The 22,374-nt window shown below is 45.0% G+C and carries 24 protein-coding genes; 13 read left to right on the top strand and 11 right to left on the bottom strand.

The window, feature by feature from the left end; genetic code table 11:
* Window positions 1–36 precede the first annotated feature (36 nt).
* The 3 genes from pdsR (at window position 37) to D1Z90_RS13120 (ending at window position 3,529) form a co-directional block, all read left to right on the top strand.
* A complete protein-coding gene (pdsR, locus tag D1Z90_RS13130; RefSeq protein ID WP_198419186.1) occupies window positions 37–735 on the top strand; it encodes a proteobacterial dedicated sortase system response regulator in 699 nt (232 codons plus the stop codon).
* The gene (locus tag D1Z90_RS13125; protein ID WP_119911231.1) at window positions 732–2,720 is read left to right on the top strand and encodes a histidine kinase dimerization/phospho-acceptor domain-containing protein; all 1,989 of its coding nucleotides are present in this window, start codon (window positions 732–734) and stop codon (window positions 2,718–2,720) included. The genes pdsR and D1Z90_RS13125 overlap by 4 nt, the downstream gene beginning before the upstream one ends.
* 125 nt (window positions 2,721–2,845) lie before the next feature.
* Window positions 2,846–3,529 (top strand): DUF2982 domain-containing protein, encoded by a 684-nt coding sequence (locus D1Z90_RS13120; RefSeq protein ID WP_119911230.1) that lies wholly within the window; start codon window positions 2,846–2,848, stop codon window positions 3,527–3,529.
* A gap of 5 nt (window positions 3,530–3,534) precedes the next feature.
* Here D1Z90_RS13120 and D1Z90_RS13115 read toward each other — a convergent pair whose 3' ends face one another.
* The 4 genes from D1Z90_RS13115 to D1Z90_RS13100 all read right to left on the bottom strand — a co-directional run bounded on the left by D1Z90_RS13115 (window position 3,535) and on the right by D1Z90_RS13100 (window position 9,948).
* Complete coding sequence (locus tag D1Z90_RS13115; protein WP_119911229.1) at window positions 3,535–4,284, bottom strand: hypothetical protein; 750 nt, start codon at window positions 4,282–4,284, stop codon at window positions 3,535–3,537.
* A 103-nt stretch (window positions 4,285–4,387) separates the two neighbouring features.
* Window positions 4,388–6,901 (bottom strand): Ig-like domain-containing protein, encoded by a 2,514-nt coding sequence (locus tag D1Z90_RS13110; RefSeq protein WP_158587136.1) that lies wholly within the window; start codon window positions 6,899–6,901, stop codon window positions 4,388–4,390.
* Window positions 6,902–7,103: 202 nt separating this feature from the next.
* A complete protein-coding gene (locus D1Z90_RS13105; protein WP_158587135.1) occupies window positions 7,104–7,760 on the bottom strand; it encodes a sortase in 657 nt (218 codons plus the stop codon).
* Window positions 7,761–7,770: 10 nt separating this feature from the next.
* The gene (locus D1Z90_RS13100; protein ID WP_119911226.1) at window positions 7,771–9,948 is read right to left on the bottom strand and encodes a marine proteobacterial sortase target protein; all 2,178 of its coding nucleotides are present in this window, start codon (window positions 9,946–9,948) and stop codon (window positions 7,771–7,773) included.
* Window positions 9,949–10,179: 231 nt separating this feature from the next.
* On the opposite strand from D1Z90_RS13100, the gene leuB reads away from it, so the two are divergent.
* The 3 genes from leuB (at window position 10,180) to mepK (D1Z90_RS13085) (ending at window position 13,855) form a co-directional block, all read left to right on the top strand.
* Window positions 10,180–11,286, top strand: coding sequence for a 3-isopropylmalate dehydrogenase (gene leuB, locus D1Z90_RS13095; RefSeq protein WP_119911225.1), 1,107 nt, complete (start codon window positions 10,180–10,182; stop codon window positions 11,284–11,286).
* Window positions 11,287–11,537: 251 nt separating this feature from the next.
* Window positions 11,538–13,157: a L,D-transpeptidase family protein gene (locus D1Z90_RS13090; RefSeq protein WP_119911224.1), complete on the top strand. Its 1,620-nt coding sequence runs from the start codon at window positions 11,538–11,540 to the stop codon at window positions 13,155–13,157.
* A gap of 152 nt (window positions 13,158–13,309) precedes the next feature.
* Window positions 13,310–13,855, top strand: coding sequence for a peptidoglycan L,D-endopeptidase MepK (mepK, locus tag D1Z90_RS13085; protein WP_119911223.1), 546 nt, complete (start codon window positions 13,310–13,312; stop codon window positions 13,853–13,855).
* Between the two features lie 27 nt (window positions 13,856–13,882).
* On the opposite strand, the gene D1Z90_RS13080 is transcribed toward mepK (D1Z90_RS13085), so the two are convergent.
* On the bottom strand, window positions 13,883–14,332 hold the full coding sequence (locus tag D1Z90_RS13080; RefSeq protein ID WP_119911222.1) for a tellurite resistance TerB family protein: 450 nt from the start codon (window positions 14,330–14,332) through the stop codon (window positions 13,883–13,885).
* A 114-nt stretch (window positions 14,333–14,446) separates the two neighbouring features.
* Between D1Z90_RS13080 and D1Z90_RS13075 the strand changes: the two genes are divergently transcribed.
* The 7 genes from D1Z90_RS13075 to mepK (D1Z90_RS13045) all read left to right on the top strand — a co-directional run bounded on the left by D1Z90_RS13075 (window position 14,447) and on the right by mepK (D1Z90_RS13045) (window position 18,350).
* Window positions 14,447–15,310, top strand: coding sequence for a fructosamine kinase family protein (locus tag D1Z90_RS13075; RefSeq protein ID WP_119911221.1), 864 nt, complete (start codon window positions 14,447–14,449; stop codon window positions 15,308–15,310).
* A gap of 11 nt (window positions 15,311–15,321) precedes the next feature.
* Window positions 15,322–15,525: a CPXCG motif-containing cysteine-rich protein gene (locus D1Z90_RS13070; RefSeq protein WP_119911220.1), complete on the top strand. Its 204-nt coding sequence runs from the start codon at window positions 15,322–15,324 to the stop codon at window positions 15,523–15,525.
* Between the two features lie 72 nt (window positions 15,526–15,597).
* Window positions 15,598–15,960 (top strand): rhodanese-like domain-containing protein, encoded by a 363-nt coding sequence (locus tag D1Z90_RS13065; protein WP_119911219.1) that lies wholly within the window; start codon window positions 15,598–15,600, stop codon window positions 15,958–15,960.
* Between the two features lie 135 nt (window positions 15,961–16,095).
* Window positions 16,096–16,467: a DNA/RNA non-specific endonuclease gene (locus D1Z90_RS13060; protein ID WP_119911218.1), complete on the top strand. Its 372-nt coding sequence runs from the start codon at window positions 16,096–16,098 to the stop codon at window positions 16,465–16,467.
* Window positions 16,404–17,057, top strand: coding sequence for a DNA/RNA non-specific endonuclease (locus D1Z90_RS13055; protein ID WP_119911217.1), 654 nt, complete (start codon window positions 16,404–16,406; stop codon window positions 17,055–17,057). The genes D1Z90_RS13060 and D1Z90_RS13055 overlap by 64 nt, the downstream gene beginning before the upstream one ends.
* A gap of 82 nt (window positions 17,058–17,139) precedes the next feature.
* Window positions 17,140–17,520 (top strand): VOC family protein, encoded by a 381-nt coding sequence (locus tag D1Z90_RS13050; protein WP_119911216.1) that lies wholly within the window; start codon window positions 17,140–17,142, stop codon window positions 17,518–17,520.
* Window positions 17,521–17,804: 284 nt separating this feature from the next.
* Window positions 17,805–18,350 (top strand): peptidoglycan L,D-endopeptidase MepK, encoded by a 546-nt coding sequence (mepK, locus tag D1Z90_RS13045; RefSeq protein ID WP_198419185.1) that lies wholly within the window; start codon window positions 17,805–17,807, stop codon window positions 18,348–18,350.
* Window positions 18,351–18,630: 280 nt separating this feature from the next.
* Here the strand turns inward: mepK (D1Z90_RS13045) and D1Z90_RS13040 are convergent, their stop codons facing one another.
* From D1Z90_RS13040 to D1Z90_RS13015, 6 genes are all read right to left on the bottom strand, one after another.
* The gene (locus tag D1Z90_RS13040) at window positions 18,631–19,392 is read right to left on the bottom strand and encodes a ribonuclease H family protein (protein ID WP_119911215.1); all 762 of its coding nucleotides are present in this window, start codon (window positions 19,390–19,392) and stop codon (window positions 18,631–18,633) included.
* Between the two features lie 196 nt (window positions 19,393–19,588).
* Window positions 19,589–19,870, bottom strand: a complete 282-nt coding sequence (locus D1Z90_RS13035; RefSeq protein WP_119911214.1) for a hypothetical protein — start codon at window positions 19,868–19,870, stop codon at window positions 19,589–19,591.
* A 101-nt stretch (window positions 19,871–19,971) separates the two neighbouring features.
* Complete coding sequence (locus D1Z90_RS13030) at window positions 19,972–20,658, bottom strand: LysE family translocator (RefSeq protein ID WP_119911213.1); 687 nt, start codon at window positions 20,656–20,658, stop codon at window positions 19,972–19,974.
* Between the two features lie 45 nt (window positions 20,659–20,703).
* Window positions 20,704–21,012, bottom strand: a complete 309-nt coding sequence (locus D1Z90_RS13025) for a putative quinol monooxygenase (RefSeq protein WP_158587134.1) — start codon at window positions 21,010–21,012, stop codon at window positions 20,704–20,706.
* Window positions 21,013–21,180: 168 nt separating this feature from the next.
* Window positions 21,181–21,543, bottom strand: coding sequence for a DUF4870 domain-containing protein (locus D1Z90_RS13020; RefSeq protein WP_119911211.1), 363 nt, complete (start codon window positions 21,541–21,543; stop codon window positions 21,181–21,183).
* 484 nt (window positions 21,544–22,027) lie between these two features.
* The coding region (locus tag D1Z90_RS13015; protein WP_119911210.1) for an ISAs1 family transposase at window positions 22,028–22,374 on the bottom strand (347 nt) is incomplete at its 5' end.

Here is a 22,374-nt window from a genome sequence, read left to right as displayed (position 1 = left end):
GCGCTATCACGGGCTGGAGCAAACAAGGATAACTGGGTGAAACGAAACATAGCGTTGGTAGAAGATGAAGCCGCCATTGCCGCAAACTATCGAGCGGCCTTCGAGAATTTAGGCTTTACGGTACAAGTTTACAGCCATCGCCTCACTGCGTTGGCGGCATTTGCACAGCATGGCCTACCAGATTTGGCGATCATTGATGTCGGTTTAGAAGATGAATACGAGGGTGGCTTTGATTTGTGCCGTGAACTGCGGGCGCAATCTCCCTTGTTGCCGATTATTTTCTTAACCGCCAGAGACTCTGAATTGGATGAAGTGTCGGGGCTCAGGCTAGGTGCCGATGACTATTTAACCAAAGACGTGAGCTTGCACCAGATGGTAGCCAGGGTCAAAGCGCTATTACGTCGCGTCGACGCGGTGCAAAATTCTTCGAGTCAAGCATCAGAGCTATTAGTTCGTGGTCAGTTATCCCTCGACAGCCAAAAAATGTTGATTTGCTGGCAACAACAACCCGTTGATTTAACCTTGACGGAATATTGGATCATCCACGCTTTGACCAAATTCCCCGGTCAAGTGAAAAGTCGCCAACAATTAATGGACGCGGCAAACGTAGTGCAAGACGACAATACCATTACCACGCATATTAAACGCATTCGGAAAAAATTTCGGCTCATTGATAACGAGTTCGACCATATCAAAACCGCTTACGGCATGGGCTATCGCTGGAGCGAACAGTGAAATTAAAAACTCAGCTATTGTTGGTTTCACTGTTAATGTTAAGCCTGCCTTGGGCAGGTTGCCAAAGCATGAAAGAAATTGCCAACGTGATGGCTGAAAACCAAAAAATCAACCTTTCTTCGGCTCTCACCGCCGCGGCAGTGTTAGTGGATAACCAATCTGAACATATCCCAGGGCGCCACCATAAAACCCTTGGCAGGGCCATTTATGCCGTGCAAGGCAAAGATCAAGTTAACCTCGATGGCTATGATAACGATTGGCTGCAACCTGTGGCGCCTCAGCTGTATTTAGAAAAACAGCATCGAAAACTGGCGGTACAAGCCCAGTATCAAGGGCAACAGTTATATCTAAAGCTGACACTAACAGGCCCTCCCATTACTTATTTTGGACCCAACCGACGAGCGTATGATGCTATCAGTTTAAAAGGCCTTGGCAAAAATGATCAAGTAGAACAATACTTGCTTCGCACCGAAGCGCCCGGTGAATTCTATTTACAGCGCAAAACCCACCACGTCGGACAATACCTTTCAAGTTACCCGGCATACTGGCGTGAAACAGACAGCGGCACCGTGATTGAACTTGCATTGCCCTTGGCCGAGTTTAGTCACGGCATCAGCATTCGCTGGCAATATCCTGATCCCATCCATGGCCTCAGCAAGCTTGGCACCAACAATACGTTTCGGCCTTTGTTATACCAACATGACTTACTTGATAATGCGCTACAACCACTGACCAAAAAAGGCTTAGATATCTTTTTGGTGGATCAAGCAGGCTGGTTACTGAGCCAAGCAAAAGGCGAAACAGTCGATACAGACATCGCCGGCTTTTGGCTATTAGAAAGTTTATATGCGTGGCTGCTGGAAAATAAACACTTACCAGATTGGCGCCCATTATTTAAACAAAGCCGACTGGTTTACCCAAGCTTTACTCAACAAGTAGACCAAGCCACTTGGTTCAAAGAAGGCTATCGTCGTAATCTGTTACTGGTACAACCTGTCACTCTGGGCCAACCAAGCCAAACCTATTACCTCGTTGGCACCCAGCAAGGGGAGGTGCTAATTCGCATGGCTGGCAGCGCGTTTACACGCTTGTTTCTTATCAGTCTGGTGGTCATTTTTATCACTACATTCGCGTTGTTCGCCTACGCGAGTTGGCTCAGTTGGCGCATTAAAAAACTCAGTGCCAGTGCCAGCAGCCAGTTACAAGGTGACGGCCAATACTTGGGCCACTTACCTTTACAGCACGACAAAGATGAGTTGGGTACCCTCGCCCGCAGTTTTGCAAGCTTGTTGAATTTTCGGCAACAACAAACAGATTATTTGTCGCAATTGGCCAGTAAACTTTCTCATGAAATCCGCACGCCTTTGGCGGTTATTCGCTCCTCGTTAGATAACTTACAACATAGTTCACTCAATGAAGAGCAACAGCAATACGTGCAACGCGCGAACGATGGTTGTAGCCGGTTAAGCAAAATGATTTCGGCGATGAGCGAAGCCAAACGGTTAGAACAAAGTTTGCAAGATTATGATCGCGAAGACGTCCCTATTGTCACCATGCTAGAAGAACTCACGGCCATGTATCAACAAACCTGGCCAGAGCATGATATTCAATTCGACAACCAATTGGTCGACCACGACATCAAAATAAACCTTTACCCCGAATTACTCGTACAAGCTTTAGATAAACTGATGGATAACGCGGTAGATTTTGCCGGTAAAGAGAACGCTATTGCCTTAGGGGTTAAAGCCGAATGGGAATCGGTGGTTATTTTTGTCCATAATCAAGGCTCTTCTCTACCAGATGCCATGGGACAACAAATATTTGAATCCTTAATATCGGTGCGACAAGGACAATCAAGCAAAGCACACCTTGGCTTGGGTTTGCATTTGGTGTCGTTAATCGCCAAACACCACGGCTTTAAAGTGTCAGCTAAAAACCAGCAACAAGGTGTGGTTTTTAGCTTAAGTTTACCTACGCGCCACTAGCGCTTTGCCTCACGTTTAAGCGCCAACAACTGGCATATTTTAGTTGTACCATTATGCGCAAGGTTATTACCCGCTTATAACACGACGACACAGATACTATACAGGTACTACACGGATAGGAGCCTATGGAACAACTGACAACGGTTAATATCACGCCACTCAACAAGCGCCATGCCAACACCATGGTTTATGGCAGCTTGATCCTTATTTTGGTCCTGATGGGGGCTTACCCATTGCTGAAAACAGTGTGGGCCATTTACATTTTATTACTGCCGACCTTCATTTTATTTTTCATTATAGGCTGTGGCAAATTGATGGAGCCTGATCCTAGCTTAACCATTGCGCCAGCGCGCATGACTTGGCACAGCAATCGAGGAGACGTGGTTTTAAATTGGTCAGATATACATCACTTTGGCATGCCAGCTGGCAGCCGCGCTTCAGGCCATGCACCATTAAACCTAATTGGCATTCAGTTACACCGCATAGAGGCTTTGCTTGATGCTATCCCGCTACGTGCCTGTAACCTGATTATCCATCAACACCGAAACCTGATGATGGCAATAGCCTTGGATGAAAGCATCAAAGAAGCACAAGCCGTGGATGAATCGGTGTTAAATGACAAGTTTCAAGGCAACAATGGTGAGCTATATACCGGACTAAAGGCCAGCCTCGCCCACCGCTTACTACACACTAAAAAGCTCACGGGTTATCACATGTTTATCCCTGCAAACTGTTTAGACAGAGACATAGAGGCATTTTTACCCTTACTCAAAGACTACCACTTGCAAGCGGTAGCCCAAAAAGAGTGATTTTCCTACTGTACGTTCGCTTCATTAATGACGGTCACACTGGGCAACACGGCACCCGGAGTCGCCGGTCGCAAATACACTTGGTAACTGTTGGCTAATTGATAGTTAATGGTTTGCTGTAAAATAACATCTTCGGCGTTGTTGATATCACCGCCGTGATACACCACCGTCATTAACGCATCTGCACCTGCAACAGAGTCGGTCACCGTTCGCGAGCTGGCACCATAATTCAGTTCGTCGACCACCTTTTCTTGATCAAGATAAATGTCGACGTCTTGACGATGCTGAGCTAATACGTGAATAAACCGCATAACGGCAGCCGTGCGATCTTCGTCCTTTGGAAATATTTGGATCTTTCGCATAAAGGGCTGCGCGCCGTATTCCTCACCGACTAAACCGTATTGGTATAAGAAATATAAATAATCTCTTTCTAAATCAATTTGATGAACCGAAACCACAGTATCTTGAGTATTACTGTCAAGGGCTTTAAATCGAAACGTGGCACTGTCAGCACCCACTAAATCTATGTCTGCTTTGCTGGAATATTGATTATATGGAGTATTTTCAGTCAACGTCGACTCGAACACACCTTTGCTGTCGGTGACCACTAAATCAATCGGGCCAGATACAAAATTCAAAGTACGAAACTGTGTTTCAGTTGGCAATATAATGCTGTCTTGCTCATCACATCCGGCTAAAAAAGGGCCGGTTGCCAATAACAAGGTACCGATAACTGCTGCGATAGGTTGACGCATATCCATTCTCCTTGTGGCTAGTGGAGTCAGATTACACGGCTTTGAAAACAAAAAAAAGCCCTGTATCAACAGGGCTTTGGGTTATTCATCACAAGAAAAGTGATTATTTGTTGGTGACTGGTGGAAGCGTGTCCATGTAAGTAGCGTGGCCATTTACGAACTTACTGCCTTGAGTTCTATCCCAGTTGATAGACCAAGTCATAACACCGCGAAGGTCGTTATAACCTTCTGGGTTTTGCAGTACGTAGTCGCCACCGAAGCTCTTACCATAAATCAGGTAATCCATTGCTTTTTGCGTTTCTTCTACAGATACATAGCCACCAGAAGGTGCTGCTGCAGGAATAGAAGGCAAACCAATGGCTACTTGGTCAGGGCGTAAACCAGGGAAGAAATGCTCGCCCGCTTTAAAGCCCGCTAGCATCATTTCTGTCATAGACACAATAAAGTCAGCGCTGCCTTGGCCGTATGCTTGGCCGTCTAAGGCATTGATGCTACCTGTGTTGTAAAGCTGTACATGGATAACCGTTAGCTCATCACGTAAACCGTGGATAATTGGCAAGTAAGCACCCTCTAGCGGGCCATATGCACGGTAACCACTTTGTACATAAAGGGTTTCAGGCGCCATGGTTAAGATAAGGTCGCCTTTAAAGTGGGCAATAATATCTTTGGTCGCTTTGATCATGTTCACAGTAGTTGGTGTGGTTGGGTTACGGAAGTCTTTGTCATCACTGTTTAGGGCAAGCGTTGAGCCACCTTCTAAATCAATGTCTAGACCGTCAAAACCATAGTTCTCAATCATTGCAATCATGCTCGATGTGAACTCTTCACGCTCTACGTCTGTTTTCAATTTAACGTGTGCGTTAGCACCGCCGATTGAAATAAGCACTTTTTGACCGCGAGCTTGAACAAATGCAATGTCATCTTTCATTTGTTGTTCGCTGTGACCGAGTTTAGTTTGGATCTCAAGTACCATGTCTGATTCGCTGCCACGTTTTGGCTCGGCAAACGACACGTTAATGATATCCCACTCTGGCGATACTTCTGGTAGCAGTGGGAAACCGCTGCCATTTTCAAAGTTGTGCCAGTAACCAATCACCGCACGATCTGCAAGAGGTGGAATGCTGGTAGCTTTGATGTTTTTGCTGGTTTCAGCCACGTTACCTGCTGCATCAGTCGCAACCGCTTTAACTACGTGGTCACCGTCTAATGTGAACGTAATGTCTAAGCCATAAGGATAGGTGCTATCAGAGCCAACCATTGCGCCATCTTTGTAGAAGTCGACTTGCGTAACATCTGATGGAATGGACTCAGCGTTTACTTCAAAGCTGATGGCTTTACCTGTGTTGACTTTAGCCTTGCTTGGCGCAGTAAAGTTCACCACTACAGCTTGATCACTGACGATAATATTACTCATCGCCATGCCAACCAAACTCTTACTATCAGTCGCTTGTGCTTTAAGGCTGATATCGCCTACATCACTTGCTTGATATGTGGCAGTAAACGGTGCACTGTTATCAATGCCGAGTGAGATGCCATTGGCAAAGAATTCAACACTGTCGATGGTGCGAGAAGGATCAGAAGAGCTAGCATCGGCTGCTAATTCAACCAAGCTACCTTGTAAGTACGCTTTCCCTAGCACTGGCGCGCTAAAGGCAACGTTAGTCACAACTGCTGGGCAATCTTTCACTTCAACCCACGCGTCTTGCCATGCACTGCCTACACCCGGTTCATAGAAGAAACCTTGATCAGACGAACACCAGCCGGCAATAACACACTCGTATCCTTTTTCATTATTAACAACAATTTCACCCGCCGCATAAACCGTTCCGGCCGCATAGCTGGCTTCATTACACACACCAGCACTTGGCGGTAACGTAGGCTCTAGGGTTGGTTCTTGTGTAGGCTCTTGCGTTGGCTCTTGAGTAGGCTCTTGCGTTGGCTCTTGAGTAGGCTCTTGAGTAGGCTCTTGCGTTGGCTCTTGAGTAGGCTCTTGAGTAGGCTCTTGCGTTGGCTCTTGCGTTGGCTCTTGAGTAGGCTCTTGCGTTGGCTCTTGAGTAGGCTCTTGAGTAGGCTCTTGCGTTGGCTCTTGAGTAGGCTCTTGAGTAGGCTCTTGCGTTGGCTCTTGAGTAGGCTCTAGGGTTGGTTCTTGTGTTGGCTGAGTGCCGCCACAACTGACTTCATCCCAGAACCAATTTCCCCCTGCTCGTGGCGTTTCCCATGAGCCAGGGCTGTTTTTAGCTTGGAAACATGCGCCGTTATAAGAAACAAGATCGCCGTTACTCACTTTGGTTGAACCCGCTACCCACGGCGTTATGTCGCCAGGTACGCTGGGGGCGTCAGTTGGCGTCACTGGAGCGTCAGTAGGCGCTTGAGTGGGTTCAACTGGGGTACTACCACAATCAGTGCCTTGCCAAAACCAAGTGGCTTGAGCAGAAGGTGTTTCCCAACTGCCTGGGTTATTTTGCGCGATGTAACACGCGTTATTATAAATGACGGTGTCGCCATTGCTGACTTTAGTGCTACCAGGTACCCATTGAACAGGGTCTGCAGCCATAGCATGGCCGCTGAAGCATGCGCCGATAACAATCGCCGCAACGCTGGAAAGTTTCATATTCATAATTATCATCCTGAAATAATTGCAATAACATCCTTTATTGCCTTGTTTATCATAAAACAGACGTATGTTGATGTGTCTGTAAAAAGCATGAATATTGGATCAAGCTCAAGATTTATTTTACATTTTTAACTTCTAACGCTCTCTAACCTATTGTTATCCATACCTTAGTCAGTCTTATATCAATAAAGAATCATAAAATTCATCATCCCTCGCCTCGCTTTTCATGTTGACTTATCAAGTCAGCTTCAACCACATATCGCAATGGTCCTTGAGTCACTTGATCAAACGGAAAGCAAGTTACCAGAAGCAAGCGCGCCTGAACGGGACTGACGGTTAAGTCATACAATGAACTGTCAATAATCGCGATACGGCTGACCCGGTAATAAAATCGAGTGCCCATTACGTCGGTCAAGGTTAATTGCTGGCCTAGTTGCAATTGCGCCAAACTTTTAAAATGCGTATCTCTGTGTCCGGCGATGACCGTCTCTCCGCCACTACCCGGTGCAAATGAGCCCGCCATCATTCCCGGACCAAAAGCCAACGCTTCACCGTGGCTTTGATCCATCACGAGCCATGACGCCTCAGCAGTTGTGAGCAATAACGAAGGCCGTGTGTCGGCCCAGGGCCAAGGGGGCTCAGCCTTAAAAGGCTGCCCTGAATTGCCTGATTGCGCCGCCGAAGCAGCTTGCGTGGTCGCAAGCTGCCAACTTCTCATCATTAGTAGTTGCGCTAATTGCCCTTTTATTGGCATATACGCAGCTTGAGCGCCGCACATTAACATCAATAACAAGGTCAACCAAAGGCATCGCTTAGCCACCTTAAGCGAGCCGTTTTGTTGATTGCTAAGTGTCTTACTCACGTGATGAAACCTAATTACTGTCAGCACAAGCATCAACGCAGTGGCCTGATTGAGACCCGTTGCGGCGCAATTGCCTGATAAACAACCATAGCGCGAAAGCTAACAGCGCCAGCACTAAACTCCAGTAACCCCAAAGTAATGAGCTCGTTGCCGTCTTTGGAAACGCAAGCTGCTTAACGCCAGCGGCGCTCATCTTATTTTGAGCCTTAACGGTGGCGAGGCTGGTCATCTTGGGCTTGATGGGGGCCTTTGCTACCGCTACAAAAGAGGTATACGGCGACAACAATTGATAACCCAAAGCCAAAGGCAATACTTGCTCCTTTCTTTCATCCCGGTCTAATCCCGCTAAGCTTTGTCGCTCTATTTTGGCTATCATTTTACGCGCCCAGTAATTAGCCACCCCAGGGTGCTGAGCGCTTTTGCTTAAATCAAACCGCTGTTGCCATAGCGCTTGTTTGGTGCGTGCATCGTCGATGCCAAAACCGGTAACGGTAACGGTCTTAGCTTGTAGACTGCGTATTGCCACAAACAGTGGTTCTCCGAGGTACAAGTCTTGAATTTGCTCAACGCTTAATTCAACCGATTCACTGTCACTAGTGATGTGAATATTGGTCAACACGGGTGACGATAACTTTTTAAATAACTGCCCTAAGCGTTTATCCACTTGATCGGTATGACTCACATAAAGGTGTTCTCCGCCGCCATAGTACGCGGCGGCGCGCATGAAATAATCGTTGGGTGCTTGACCTATGCCGACAGTGAACAATTTACTGCGGCCTATATTCTGGCGGATCTGTTGAAACAAGACTTGCTCATTACTCACTGCGCCATCCGTCATAAAAATCACTTGGCGCACCCGTAAACCGTGACTCTCGTGGCTGGGTAATGCCATTGCCAACGCTTTACCCATTTCAGTGCCGCCCTCTGCTTCAAGGTCTGCAACCCAGTGACGAGCTCGGCTAAGGTTTGCTTCATTGGCAGCTCGGCTGGTGTTAAATAAAGCATGAGCGCTTGAACTGAACGCTATGATATTAAATGTGTCTTCTGTATCAAGCTGGGTTAACGCGCGCTGCAGCGCGGCCTTAGCTTGCTCAATCGCATCACCGTGCATAGAGCCTGAGGTATCGATGACAAACACCCGCTCTTTTGCAAGCCGGGTAATCTCTGGTAATGCTTGCGGTGGCATCAGCATCAATAAATGGTGCTGATAGGTTTCCCCGTCGACAGTTTTATCCTCGTTGAACAGCGCAGCTTGGGGAGTTTCACTCGCGCTCAATTGCCACTGCAATAAAAAATCTCTGTCCATGGCAAGTATGCCATTGAACCTGAGTTGCGACTGTTTAACCTCAACGCTATTAGGGTGATTGAGTAAACGAGCGTGCGCAATATCGCCTCCGCCATCAAGGGTCACCGACACTTCAATCTGAGGAATCTTTGGCTCCTTAGCAGCAAGCAGCTCTGAGGGTGTTACTGACAACGGCTGGCGCAGTGAGTCAGCACGGCGTTTGTTAGGTTTAGCCCAGCCACTGCTCTCAATATCTATATGAGTTTGTTCGTTGAGCGACTCAACAACCTGTTGTTGTTGGCGAATCGACAACGTCGCGGGCCTGTAACGCGGCGTATAAGTCGTCGGCAATCGATAACTGAACAAGCCATCTTGAAAACGCAAAGCTTGTTCAACCACTAAACGTATTTGAACCGTTTCCCCTGGGGCAATATTAACCATACGATGACGAAATAAGTTAGGCCGATGCTGCTCGGTAAGCGCGGCCACTTTACCGGCTTTTTTGGCCGCTTGATAAATGTCTTCGGCTTGCTGTTTTTCTTTAATTTCCGCTTTAATCACTTTATCTCGAAACCGAATTTCCATCGCACTCACGCTGGCGTGCTCAGCCAACGGAAACACATACAGCCCCTCAAGCCAATGCTCACTGTCATTTTTAAATGATTGGGTTAATTCGGTATATGCAATCAAGCCACTGATTTGTATGTTAGCCTTTGCGCTTAGACTCAAAGCGTTAAGATATTGCCCAGCATCGTCTATCAATAGCAGTTGAGCGCTGGTGTAATCATTCGTCGATGGGTGATTTTGCGCTTGTACTTTTAATGGTCGAATAAGGTTACTGATAAAAAATGCCGCGAATATAATGAACGACAGTTTTGCCGCATTGTTTAACCAAACTTTCATGGTTATCTCCCTTGCTAGTATTGTCTCTATTACAACAATCAATACAGGCCATTTAGGGTTAATAGCAGGGCAAATAAAGGTTGAATAATGACAAAATATGGCATTAGTGTTGAACACTTGTTATCTGTATGCAGCAAAACTGAATGATTACGCATACTCAGATTGCATTGGCCCCACCTTTTCCTTATTATCTTTGGCAAAATTTCGTGGTATTACTTTCAAAGGACAAGTATGAAAAACTATAAAGTTGCACTACTCGCGGGTGACGGCATCGGCCCAGAAGTGATGAAGGAAGCGGTAAAAGTGCTTAAGTTGGTTGAAGAGCGTAACGCAGACGTTGCTTTTGAACTTAACGATGTACTATTTGGCGCTGCGGCTTACTTCGAAACAGGCAAAGCTTTCCCAGAAGCTACTAAACAAGCGTGTGATGAAGCTGACGCAATCCTAAAAGGCACCATAGGCCTTAGCCACGAAGAGTCGAAAAAAATCCCGGTTGACGAGCAACCTGAACGTGGCGCATTGTTGCCACTGCGTCGTCGCTATAATACTTACGCAAACTTCCGCCCTGTTTACCTTCCAAAAGGCGTAGCCCATTTTTCACCGCTGAAAGCAGAAGTGATTGGCGAAGGCCTTGATATCATGATCATCCGTGAGCTCGTTGGTGGTCTTTACTTTGGTGAAAAAGAGACTGGCGTAGACGAAAACGGTAAACGTTTTGTACGCGAAGTGCTTGAGTATGACGAAGACCAAATTCGTCAAATCATCACGGTTGCGTTTGAAGTATCTCAAAAGCGTAAGAAAGTACTGCACAATATTCATAAATCAAACGTACTGAAATCTTCAGTTCTGTGGAATGAAATTGTTGAAGAAGTAGCAAAAGACTTCCCAGATGTTGAAGTGAAAAACATCTTGGTTGATGCTGCAGCAACTTACCTTTGCCTAAACCCTGCGCAGTTTGACGTGATGGTTATGGAAAACATGTTTGGTGACATTCTGAGTGACCAAGGCGGCGGTATATTAGGCTCACTGGGCCTAATGCCTTCTGCATGTAAAGGTCCAGAGAAGTCGTACTACGAACCTTCTCACGGCAGCGCCCCAGACATCGCAGGTAAAGGGATCGCAAACCCTTATTCTATGATCGGTTCAGTAGCACTGATGCTTGAAATGAGCTTTGGCATGGAACAAGAAGCGAAAAACCTTTGGAATGCCATGCAAAGCGTATTTGCAGCGGGTTACTCAACACCGGATCTATCAAAAGACGGTGAAGCTGAACTTATCACTACTGCCAAGTTTGGTGACCTAGTCTGTGAAGCACTTGCTAAGATGCCTGTTGCTTAACTCGGTTCTTATTTGTACAAAAAACGCACGGAAACGTGCGTTTTTTTTTGTCATCTCTATTAATTAAGATTAATAAATTGACTTTTCCTGTCACAATTCCTACTTTGAGCTTATAAATCAGCCTGTCAGTAACTGATAAACAACAAAAACATTTTTAAAGCACACTTTTTACAAAAATAAACGAAAAAAACTTTCTCTCTCCATGCTTGGTATCTGCCAAACTAAAAGTAATAGCCAATGGAGTAAATTGCGTGAAGCCTGCTGTATCTGCTTTTTTATATGCTGCCTTATGCAGCCAACCTGCACTTGCGTTAAGTGACGAATTCGCATTTCCAGATGTATGGAACAAACACTCTGATCCATCGAGCATGGGAATTTATCATCAGAACTACCAAGCTCTGATGCTAACGAGTACCTGGCACAATCGTGCTAACCTGCAAGCAGCCATTGACCAAATCGAAGTAGCGGGTCAAGCCCGAGTAGACGCGACACTCACTGGCCATTGGCAACAATTACAAGCGAATCAGTATGCGGTTGACACTCAGCGTCAACGTCAAGCCCTGGCCGAAGCATTATTGGCTACATACAGTTACAAAGACACCCTTCAAACGGTAGGCGTTGATTGGTTCTTTAAGCTGCAACCGCATCAACGACCAGACGTCATGGCAATTCCAAGCCGGGACCGATTAGTCGCCATGAATGAAGCTCTGGAGCTGCAAAACCTCGCCGACTTTACCCAGCAACAACAAAAACACCCACAGCAGTTCATGCAAATGCTTAATGCCAAGCGCCACCTGTCATACATTCGCTATGATATATGGCCATTGGTGGAAGAGCCAAAGAAAGTGGTCCGTGCCAACGATTCCGTCGCCAGTATGGAAAATATCCTCAATATCATGGTTGTATTGGGAGACATCACCCAACAAGAAGCTGACGAGATCATGCTAAACAGCGAAAGCCGTTTAACAAAAGCTTTCCAAAGCCACATAAAAACCTTTCAAATTCGACACGGTCTTTATCCAGATGGCGTGATAGGTCCAAAAACCATGGCTTGGCTAAACACAGACCCACAACAACGAATGCAACAGCTAGCATTGAATATGCTGCGCCTGGAACTGTGGCCAGAAGATAAACAAGGCTTAATCGAAGTTAATATTCCTGGCTATGAAATGGATGTATGGGTAAAAGGCGAAAAGGTTTTTGAAACCAAGGTCATCGTTGGCAAACCCACGCGCCAGACGCCCGTATTTACAACGCGTCTTGATAGCGTGATTTTTAATCCCGGTTGGAATATACCTTCAAAAATAATGCGTAAAGATATCTTGCCAAAAGCGCGAGTTGACACAACCTACACTTATCGCAAAGGTTATGAAGTCGTGTCCAGTTGGAGTCGTAACGCAAAAGTCATCCCCAATGCGGATATTCACTGGCCATCGGTGAATCCTAAAACCTTCCCTTACCGTATGCGCCAACCCCCGGGTAATGCAAATGCGTTGGGTCGTTACAAATTTAATACCCCCAATGATCAGGCGATTTATTTGCATGACACACCAGGAAAACGGTTGTTCAACAAAGATATTCGGGCATTTAGCTCAGGTTGTATTCGTGTCAAAGACGCCAACGTGTTTGCTAATAAACTGCTGACTTTGTCTAACAAAGACCCTAAAAATTATGAGCAGTACCAACAATACGACACCAATATTTTCACTAAATATGTGCCGTTAAGGCTTAAATTGCCAGTGCATACCACTTATCGCACGGCGTGGGTCAATGAAGGCAAGTTAGCGCAATTTCGTGAAGACATCTATAAGTTTGATCGCGCTACTGTGGACCACAATATTGCTCAAATAAATACCAAGAAAACAGATTAAAACACCAAAATAATATAAAACCTGCGGGATTTAGCTCATAAAAACGCAGGTTTTATCCCTTCTCGCCTTTCGGGCAGCACTTAATTCCAGTACATTAGCCTCGGTAATTGGCCGCGTCTGTTGTTCGGTCAAAAAAGGAATTGAGTAGTACCATGGCTGTTTTAAATCGACGAAAATTTTTATTTTGTAGTGGTGTCGCTGCCGCAAGCAGTGTTATCCCGAATATCTCTCAAGCAAGTTCTTTTGTTGTTCCAAGCAGTAGAATTTTAACCCTGACCAGTATACACACCGGTGAGACCGCAAAATGTGAATATCACAATGGTGATATTTATTTAGACGATGGCTTAAGCGAACTTAATCATATCTGTCGCGACTTTCGCCGAAATGAAGCCGCGATGATGGATCGGGTGTTATATGACAAGCTCAATGCTATTCTCAGCAAACTTAACGCTGAGGACGCCTCCATTAAAATTGTATCTGGCTACCGTTCACCAGCAACCAATGAGATGCTGCGTAAACGTTCTGGTGGCGTAGCTAAGAAAAGTTACCACATGAAAGGTCAAGCCATCGATTTTTATGTTGAAGGTTACTCAATGCGCGACGTTCACAAAGCCGCTATGTCATTACGCTCAGGCGGCGTCGGTCGTTACCGTGATTTTATCCATATAGATACCGGCCCAACTCGCGCTTGGGGTTAATAGGCTTACAAAGCAATTCAACTGGGATTAATTGGATTGCTCCGGTGCAACTTTCAGCTTGGTTTTTATAAAGTCTGAGTGTTTCACATACAACAGCTCGGCGATTTTTCGAATTATGTGATCTTCATATGGATCAAGCACTTGGTCTGAATAAGCCACTTGCCACATAGCCTCAACAAAACGCACCCTTTGCTCGTAACTGGTATCTTGCTTGAGTACTTGGGTGTAAGTTTGCATCGACACAGAAGACGCCTGTAACTCGATGGCTTCAGCTAAAAGTGCGTCTATCCGCGCTTGATCAAGGTCGAATGCCCGCTTCATCATAGAAGCAATCTTTGCTTTTTCGCCAGTGCCGATGCGCATGTCAGCTTGGGCCACTTCTGCTAGTAACACCGCGATCGCCAGATGTAAATCGATGGCTGTTTCTGGTTGTTGTTGACGAATTTCAGAAAAAAATTGTTTTAAAGATGCAAGCATATCTCTCTCTTACTTAAAGGTGGGTGAGGTATTGTTGATAAAGCTTAATGTTTAGCCGGTTGTGACTTGTCTATACTCAATACCATGAAGCAATTAACCTAATAGGTCAAACGAATGTGGTCGCGTGTCTGCGATATTATTTCTCATGCTCAGGGTGAGACTTATCACATCAGTAAAAAGTTTGTCATACGACAAACGGACAAAGTGCGTTGCCTCTGTATCAGCAACGGTCACACGCCCTTCTTTATAAAAATTGCTGAACGCGACCACCAAGAACAATTTCAAGCAGAAGTCGACAATCTTAAACACCTTCAGCTCAGCCAAGTTGTTAATACACCTGAAGTCATTGCGGTTGAAAACAGCAGTGCGATGAGTTTTATCGTGCTGCAGTACTTTGCGTTTGAGCCTGCTGCTCGACTAGGATGGCAACGGGCAGCGCAGCAATTAGCCAACTGTCATCAATATGGTGAGCAAAGCATGTTTGGGTGGGATCAAGACAACTTTATCGGTGCCACCTTACAACCCAATCGTTGGCAGTCTAACTGGTCAAGCTTTTTCAGTGAACAACGTATAGGGTGGCAACTAGAGCTCAATGCCGAAGCGGGAACATATTTCCCCGGTATTGATAAAATTATCGAATCAGTAAGACAACAGTTACATCACCATAAGGTAACTCCAAGCCTGTTACACGGCGACCTCTGGCGAGGTAACATTGGTTTTTGTGGTCAACAAAGTTATTTTTTTGATCCTGCTTGTTATTGGGGAGACAGAGAAACTGACATCGCGATGACACAGTTATTTGAACCTTTCGAAGCCTGTTTTTTACAGACATACCAACATCAGTACCCGTTGCCACAAGATTTTCAAGCACGCCAAGACATCTATCAGCTTTATCACTTATTAAATCATAACCTATTGTTTGGTGGTTGTTACTTTGAGCAATGCCAGCAGTATATTCGCCGAATTTTATCACCATAAGGCCATTTATCATGAAGCAGTTTGTTGCTAGCCAAATCTCATGTCCCCACTGTGGGGTAACCACGGACATTGAAATTGATGCCAGCAATGGCGATCAAGAGTTTTATGAGTCTTGCAGTCAGTGCTGTAAGGATATTCACATCAAACTGCATTTAAATGAGGTTTCAGATAGCTTAGAGGTGTTTATAGATGCCGATGATGAACAGGTTTTTTAATCTATTTCACACTAATGCATAAGCCTATTCTGTTACAGTGGCGTTGGTATCTTTAGGTAAACGGTAACAATAATGCTGAAAAAATTATCCTGTGTATTTCGGTTATTGATTTTTCTCATGTTTAGCGCAAGTGCCCAAGCGACAGAGCGCGCTGAATTAGCTTGGCAAAAATTGGCCCAAGGCGCAGTGTTAATTGACGTACGCACCGCAAGTGAATACCAAGACAAACACCTTGCCGGCTCAATCAATATTGCGGTACAAGACTTCCCTACAATGGATTTTTCAATATTTGCCAAAGACGAAATGATTGTGCTGTATTGCCGCAGCGGTAATCGATCTGGCAGAGCTCTCGATTACTTAAAGTCCCAAGGTTTTACGCACCTTGTAAATGGAGGCGGCTTAGAAGAAATGCTGCTCGTAAAACCAAGTCCATAATAGCGCTGCTTTAACGAGCAGCCCTAGATTCAATACACATTGGTGCTTTTCCCGAACGAACCAAGTGCACTAAATCGTGACTGGCAAACTTCCTTGCTTTACTTTCACTATACTTAGTGAAAACGGCCACAGGCAATGTCGATACGCTCAGGTTATCAAGCGGACTTTCTCAGCCCTTATTCTATTTTGCTGCCAAGCCCAAATTTAGCGCTCGCGGGCGATGTCTTACAACCTCCTAACCTGCCAGCAGGCGAAACCGTCATACCTTACGTGCATTATTCATTAGTCATGAGTAAAAGTAACAAACAAGCTTTGTATTCCGCCGCTAATGTTGACAATGCCAAGGGACAATTAATCTCTGGCAGCAAGGGACGAAAATGGTTTATTGACCAACACGTGGGCTTCGATAATCAAATCAGTAATTTCGCATATCGTCAAAGTCCATGGGATCGCGGTCACCTCACACGACGCACAGCAGTAACCTGGGCGATCACCCTACAGCTTTAGCTGCAAGTAATGACAGCTGCGCCTACACCAATGCTTCTATGCAACATGCCCACTTTAATGAAGATGAATGGCGCTTACCGGAAACTGCAGTGAGTAAGTTTGCGTTTGCAAAAGATGATAAGTTAATTGTGATGACAGGTCCTATTTTTACCATTTGCGATAGGTTCTTCAGTCGCGGTATGGGGTTTTCTCCTGTGCGCATCCCCTCCGGATTTTGGAAAACCATGAGTTATATTGACGCAGGCAGCAATAAACTGGTGACTGCGGCATTTATTATTTTTCAAGATATCGACACCTTAAAAACGGTAAAAGCTAAATCGCGTATTCAATTACGCCACTTTCGGGTCACTACTACAGAGTTACAGCTTTGGACCGGCTTAGAATTCGATCACCAGATGTTTGACAGTAACCCGTTGCGATTTTATTCCGGCCCAGAAGTTATAAAAGTGAATCAATTCAGTGAACTTAGCACTGCAACACAAGGTTTACTTGCCGCAGGCGTGGCAAATGCCGACGCAGTTAGAGAAGCCAGAAGCTTAATGAGTTTGCAACAAGTTTACGATTTGATTGATGAACTAAGCTGGTACTAAAAGGCCTAGGTATATCCGTGTTTTTTAGTTAAAACACTGATACTGTACTCTTTTACCTATCTCTTCAAACAAAGGAGTTGTGATGTTTAGCCATGTTTTCCTCGGCACTAATGACATTGAGCGAAGCAAACAGTTTTACGATGAAACCTTCAAACAATTAGGTCACAAGCCTGGCATGATGGATCCCAGTGGCCGCTGTTTATATATGACGCCAAGTGGCTTGTTTGGCCTGACAACGCCCATTAACGGAGAGCCTGCTTCAGTCGGAAACGGTCAAACTATCGGCTTTATTGCTACCAGTGAAGAGCAAGTGAAACAATGGCATCAAGCCGGTTTAGCTCATGGCGGCGTAGCCATAGAATCGGCGCCCGGTTTGCGCCAAAAAGGAGATATCCAGCTGTTTATGGCTTATCTAAGAGATCCCGATGGCAACAAAATCTGCGCCACTTATCCCATGTCCTAAAAGATATTTGTCGTTGTAATTCATGGGGCGCACTGCCCCATTCCTCGAACTTTCGCCAGTCTTTAATCGACCTTTAGTCCTGCTTGTCCCAGCACAAAGCCTACGCATTATAAAAGCCCATACGCTCTCACCAGGCACGACAGTAAAGCCGCGTACCTTTCACCACCTATTAACATATCAAATAGTAAGTAACTCAAACTATTTCATTTTCAACGTTATTATGCTGCTCATAGACGGTAAGGCTTTAGCAAAACGCCTTAAAGCATAATTTTCAAGGAGCAAGCATGATGACGTTATCGAGAAGAAAGTTTCTACTTTACAGTGGTATCTCCCTTTCAAGTGCCATGATTGCTCCGACTTTGCGAGCAGAAACAGCAATAATCAGGGAGTCGAAAACACTCAATGTCAGTAATATTCACACGGGCGAATCAGCGCAATGCGAATATCTTAAAGACAAGGTGTATCAAGACGCAGGACTGAATAGTTTAAATCGTATTTGCCGTGATTTTAGGCGTAATGAAACCGCGCAGATGGATCCTAAACTCTTCATTAAACTAAGCGCGATTTTGGATAAACTCGAAGCTCCGCAAGCTAATATTCATATTGTGTCGGGGTATCGTTCACCGGCAACGAATGCCATGTTGCGAAAAGGCTCTAGCGCAGTAGCGAAAAAAAGCTTCCACATGAAAGGACAGGCAATCGACTTCTTTGTAGAAGGCATCGCCGTCAGCCAGGTACATAAAGCAGCCATGTCATTACGTTCAGGAGGCGTTGGCCGTTATCGAGACTTTGTACACATAGATACCGGTCCTACTCGCGCATGGGGTTAAGCAAAAATATCGCCATTGTGTGAAACGCGCAACTTGATCCCAGATACGCCATCTCGTGATGGCTTAACGCCAATTGCCAGTTTAATACGTCGTATTGCCGATTAACTTTAGGTTTATGGGATTCACTGTCGCGAGTAGCACTAAGGTAAAAAGACAAAACAGACCGCGCTTAACACAAAGCTCTTAATTCATATCTAAGGCATTGGGGGGATGTAAGCTATCAGTGTCAGATCCAGTGTGACGTTCTTAAACAAACCCCGACCGCTTTTAAGCTAACTTGCTATCCCCTACGAAGGGCCAGTATGCCTTTAATGTCATAGGCTTCTTGATACAGACACAAATTTTCGGTTTGCTGCTCAATGGCTATAATCGACATACGATCGGCCAATTCGTTACCTTCGACACCGACATGGCCATTCACATGGCAAATTTCGACTTGACCCAGTAACTCTTGATACAACTCAAATGCAGGCTGAATGATGTCCAAATTTTTAATCTCGCCAGTCGACTTCTTCCAGCCTTTGCTTTTCCAGCCTTTGGCCCACTTTGTTATACAATCAATGGCATAACGTGAATCGCAATAAATCGCAACTGACAAACCCTCAGCCAGCTTATTTTTAGCCATCAACAAGGCTTGCTGTAAGCCTTTAAGCTCGGCGGTATTATTGGTTCCCACTGCTTGGTACAAGCCATACCAAAGCTCTGTGACTTGGTTGTGTTGGTAAAGTGCTAAGCCTGTCCCCGCCTCACCAGGGTTAGGCTCACAAGCCCCGTCGGTAAAAATTTTGACGTCTTGGGTCATGGCGTCGATGCCTGCTTGGGTTAATGTGTTGCTTTTAACTGCTGTAGTACGAGCAGTCGTCGCAGGTTTAGCTTGGTAAGCCGCTTTTTTACCAAACGCCGCTTCGGCTTCAGCCAACGTTGTGAACGACTTGTATTTCGCACCTGCAAAACCATCCACCAAGGCTTTACACTCTGCCCAGGTGTTAAATATGCCAGCTTTACGCCCTTTCCAAACAACATAAAATTTTTGTTTAGCCACAATTAACCTTTAATTAATATTTCAACGACAGTATGCACGGCACCGGACCAGACTTGAGACTATCACAAAGGGCTGCGGGCCTATAATCCCTGTAGCATCATCGATAGAGACGAGCACATTGAGATAGGCCAGCTTACTGAAATTGCTTCGAATAGCAAAATTGATTGTAAAAACAAATCGTCGGGGGCGCGCCCAGCTAAATTGACGCCTGTGACACGGGCTGTATGACTATGCCACCAAACCTCGCTTCATTAGCATAACACGCAACCCCCTTAATAAAGCAAAGGTGACTGTTTCTTTCTTCGCCCGTATCTGTGTACTCGGCTTTAAAGCCACCTGACACGCAGGTATTAAAAAATTGTAACAATCGACCATTTTCATCCGCCGCAAGTTCAGCGCAATGACCACAAACATAGCGTGGATACCTCGGGTTATACGAGGTTTCGACTTGGCAAATAGGACAATATTGAGATGTCATGTTATGGCTCCTGCTATGAACCTGTGAGTTAGCTTTTAAATGGTATGGTACTGCGTCATCATAACCAAAATAGCGCTTCGATTTATAGGAAATGCCTGACTTCACCTCGACATACTTGCAGTAAAGCACCCTGCGCCAATAAATACAGAGCCGACTAACTTGCTTAAGTGTTTGCGTAACAGCGCCTGCGTTGTTAACCATGTGCGATGGTTTGAAATGGTCGGCAAAGCCCTTGTTTGGGTAAACACTTTTAGCTTGGTCGCTAATAGAGCGTACAAAGACAAACAAACAAAGGATTGCAGCATAAAGCTGATCACCAGTATCATAAACTGTGGCAACAACGCGGTCTCTGAATTGATAAATTGTGGAAATAAAGCAGTGGTAAACACAATCGCTTTAGGATTGGTCAGCGCAACTAAAAGTCCTTGGCCATAAAGTTTTGCGCTTGAAAGCCGGTCTTCTAATTGCTGCGCGTTGTGGACCTGTTGTTGGTTTAAGCTGCCTAAGCCATGACGCCAAAGCTTAATGCCTAGGTAAATTAAGTATAAAGCACCGAGCCACTTCACCACAGAAAAAGCCAGTGCAGAGTGTAACACTAGAGCGGTTAATCCCGCCACTGAACCTGCCGACATCACCAATAATCCGGTGATATTCCCAAGCACAGAAATCATCGCGCCTCTTGTCCCAAACTTAATACTGTTTACCACAGTTAAGAGCACAGCAGGGCCAGGAGTGGCACTTGCCAGTACCGCTATCAAACAAAACCCTAACCAATTGTCTAAAGGCATAAATTGATCCTTGTTTTATACATCCTAGTGCTTTGAAAAATGAATTTACCCTAGTGTTCGATAAGACGTTGGCTTTGCACTTTCATAAAAGTTGATCAGTTTCGCTGGTAACATATCACCAGGCTTAGGCGCACCGAATAAAGCTATTAACGCTTTGATATGTTCATTCAAATGTTCTTCACTTTCCCACTGCTCATAAAGAGAGAACTTCGTCGCATCTTCAAGACTCTGATTAAATACATAAGATATACAGCCTGCCCGGCAACGTGATTCTTTCGTAAGTAATAAAGCAGTTTCAATGTACTCTTCTAGCAGTTTTGGCTTGACCTTTACATCTACGATAACTGTTATCAAAATCTGTTTCCTAGAGCTATAGCTCAATGAGTAATGACTGGTTCACCACCTAACGCTTTTAACCGGTAAGTAACGGCTTGCAAAAAAATAATTAAAGTGGAACTAAGCAAATTTTTTCAAACCGAACTTTAAGACCTTTTTTCGTATCAAATCAGTTCAACTGTCTAACTACTTGAGAAACTTGATGCTCATTGGGTAAACCCAGAATTGACCATCATTAGCCTTAATGGCAGCAATAACCGCAAAGACAAAGTTAAGGATTGCTAATATGATAAAACCAAAAATCCCAATAAAAATGAAAACTAAAACACCACAAATGATAGAGTAAATGAAAAGACTAATAAGCCAGTTAACGGTGATTTTACCGTGCTTATCAATTGCATCACTTTTATCTTTATTCATAGCCCACATCACTATAGGCAATATCAACCCTAACCCTGGGATGATTATACTGGTTAACTGACTTAGGTGGATCAGCATGCAGTAAGTATTTAAGGGCATGCCCCAATACTCTTCTTTATTTTCATTCATTATGTATTTCCTTATTTTCACTGAAGGACAAAACATCATTCAGAGATTTTTAATTGCCGTTTATAATATCGCCCAGCGCGAAGAGCACGATTGTAAGTCTTTCACAAACATTTCTTAGGTGAATACTAAAAAGCACTTGACGATAAGCCTTTGTATCATCTCATTAATTAATAAAAACAACAAGATGCGCGTGCACCATATCTTACAACAACACCCTCAACATCAATGCACGTTCATTCACAAAAACGACTTAAACAATTAATTTATATGCCCCCTCTTTCACGGCAGACACTGTAAGTTATCGTAGTCATACTATTAGCGGAAACCTTACCCAAATATGCCATTAAGCGCGTCAATTGGCAGATAAGGATTAGCCATTGACATCGCAGGGCTTGAATCAGCAAGCGGCCTGAGTTGACTATATCAGCAACAAAGAAGCCAGTTCATTGGTCGGGGTCGCATCTCAGGGCAACCGCATGAATGCTCATATTTCAATCAGCTGACTCAATCCCGCATGTAACACGCCTTCGAGGAAGCTTGTTTTCATCCATGCTCGCTTTTGTTTGGCGGGGATACTTCCCTTTGAGGGCTCCGCTCTTAGCATATTAAGTGATAATTGGCGCAACATCGCCCAGTTCTCTGCAGCGTGATTTTGATAAATTTGGCACTTGTCTTCGTTCATGCTGACATCTAATACCCAGTGCAGACTATTCTCTATCCCCCAGTGAGCCCGAACGGCGCGAGCCAGTGACATCTCATCAAGAGCTGCGGAGCTGATGTAATAGCGATATGTCAGCTCGATTTCTTTCCCTTTCGCCTGCCTGAAGTTCA

The sequence above is a fragment of the Motilimonas pumila genome, assembly GCF_003596335.1.
In the GTDB taxonomy this organism is placed as follows: Bacteria; Pseudomonadota; Gammaproteobacteria; order Enterobacterales; family CBDFNC01; genus Motilimonas; species Motilimonas pumila.
The sequence above is the reverse complement of the archived record's forward strand: the minus strand, read 5'-3'. Positions and strand labels throughout refer to the sequence as shown.

Excerpts from the sequence above, each read along its gene's own strand:
- D1Z90_RS13055 (WP_119911217.1), top strand. The coding sequence starts at position 16,404 with ATGGGATCGCGGTCACCTCACACGACGCACAGCAGTAACCTGGGCGAT.
- D1Z90_RS13020 (WP_119911211.1), bottom strand. The coding sequence starts at position 21,543 with ATGAATGAAAATAAAGAAGAGTATTGGGGCATGCCCTTAAATACTTAC.
- D1Z90_RS13075 (WP_119911221.1), top strand. The coding sequence starts at position 14,447 with ATGTGGTCGCGTGTCTGCGATATTATTTCTCATGCTCAGGGTGAGACT.
- D1Z90_RS13080 (WP_119911222.1), bottom strand. The coding sequence starts at position 14,332 with ATGCTTGCATCTTTAAAACAATTTTTTTCTGAAATTCGTCAACAACAA.
- D1Z90_RS13070 (WP_119911220.1), top strand. The coding sequence starts at position 15,322 with ATGAAGCAGTTTGTTGCTAGCCAAATCTCATGTCCCCACTGTGGGGTA.
- D1Z90_RS13110 (WP_158587136.1), bottom strand. The coding sequence starts at position 6,901 with ATGAATATGAAACTTTCCAGCGTTGCGGCGATTGTTATCGGCGCATGC.
- D1Z90_RS13050 (WP_119911216.1), top strand. The coding sequence starts at position 17,140 with ATGTTTAGCCATGTTTTCCTCGGCACTAATGACATTGAGCGAAGCAAA.
- D1Z90_RS13100 (WP_119911226.1), bottom strand. The coding sequence starts at position 9,948 with ATGAAAGTTTGGTTAAACAATGCGGCAAAACTGTCGTTCATTATATTC.
- mepK (WP_198419185.1), top strand. The coding sequence starts at position 17,805 with ATGATGACGTTATCGAGAAGAAAGTTTCTACTTTACAGTGGTATCTCC.
- D1Z90_RS13120 (WP_119911230.1), top strand. The coding sequence starts at position 2,846 with ATGGAACAACTGACAACGGTTAATATCACGCCACTCAACAAGCGCCAT.
- D1Z90_RS13030 (WP_119911213.1), bottom strand. The coding sequence starts at position 20,658 with ATGCCTTTAGACAATTGGTTAGGGTTTTGTTTGATAGCGGTACTGGCA.
- leuB (WP_119911225.1), top strand. The coding sequence starts at position 10,180 with ATGAAAAACTATAAAGTTGCACTACTCGCGGGTGACGGCATCGGCCCA.
- D1Z90_RS13115 (WP_119911229.1), bottom strand. The coding sequence starts at position 4,284 with ATGCGTCAACCTATCGCAGCAGTTATCGGTACCTTGTTATTGGCAACC.
- D1Z90_RS13065 (WP_119911219.1), top strand. The coding sequence starts at position 15,598 with ATGCTGAAAAAATTATCCTGTGTATTTCGGTTATTGATTTTTCTCATG.
- D1Z90_RS13035 (WP_119911214.1), bottom strand. The coding sequence starts at position 19,870 with ATGACATCTCAATATTGTCCTATTTGCCAAGTCGAAACCTCGTATAAC.
- mepK (WP_119911223.1), top strand. The coding sequence starts at position 13,310 with ATGGCTGTTTTAAATCGACGAAAATTTTTATTTTGTAGTGGTGTCGCT.
- D1Z90_RS13060 (WP_119911218.1), top strand. The coding sequence starts at position 16,096 with ATGTCGATACGCTCAGGTTATCAAGCGGACTTTCTCAGCCCTTATTCT.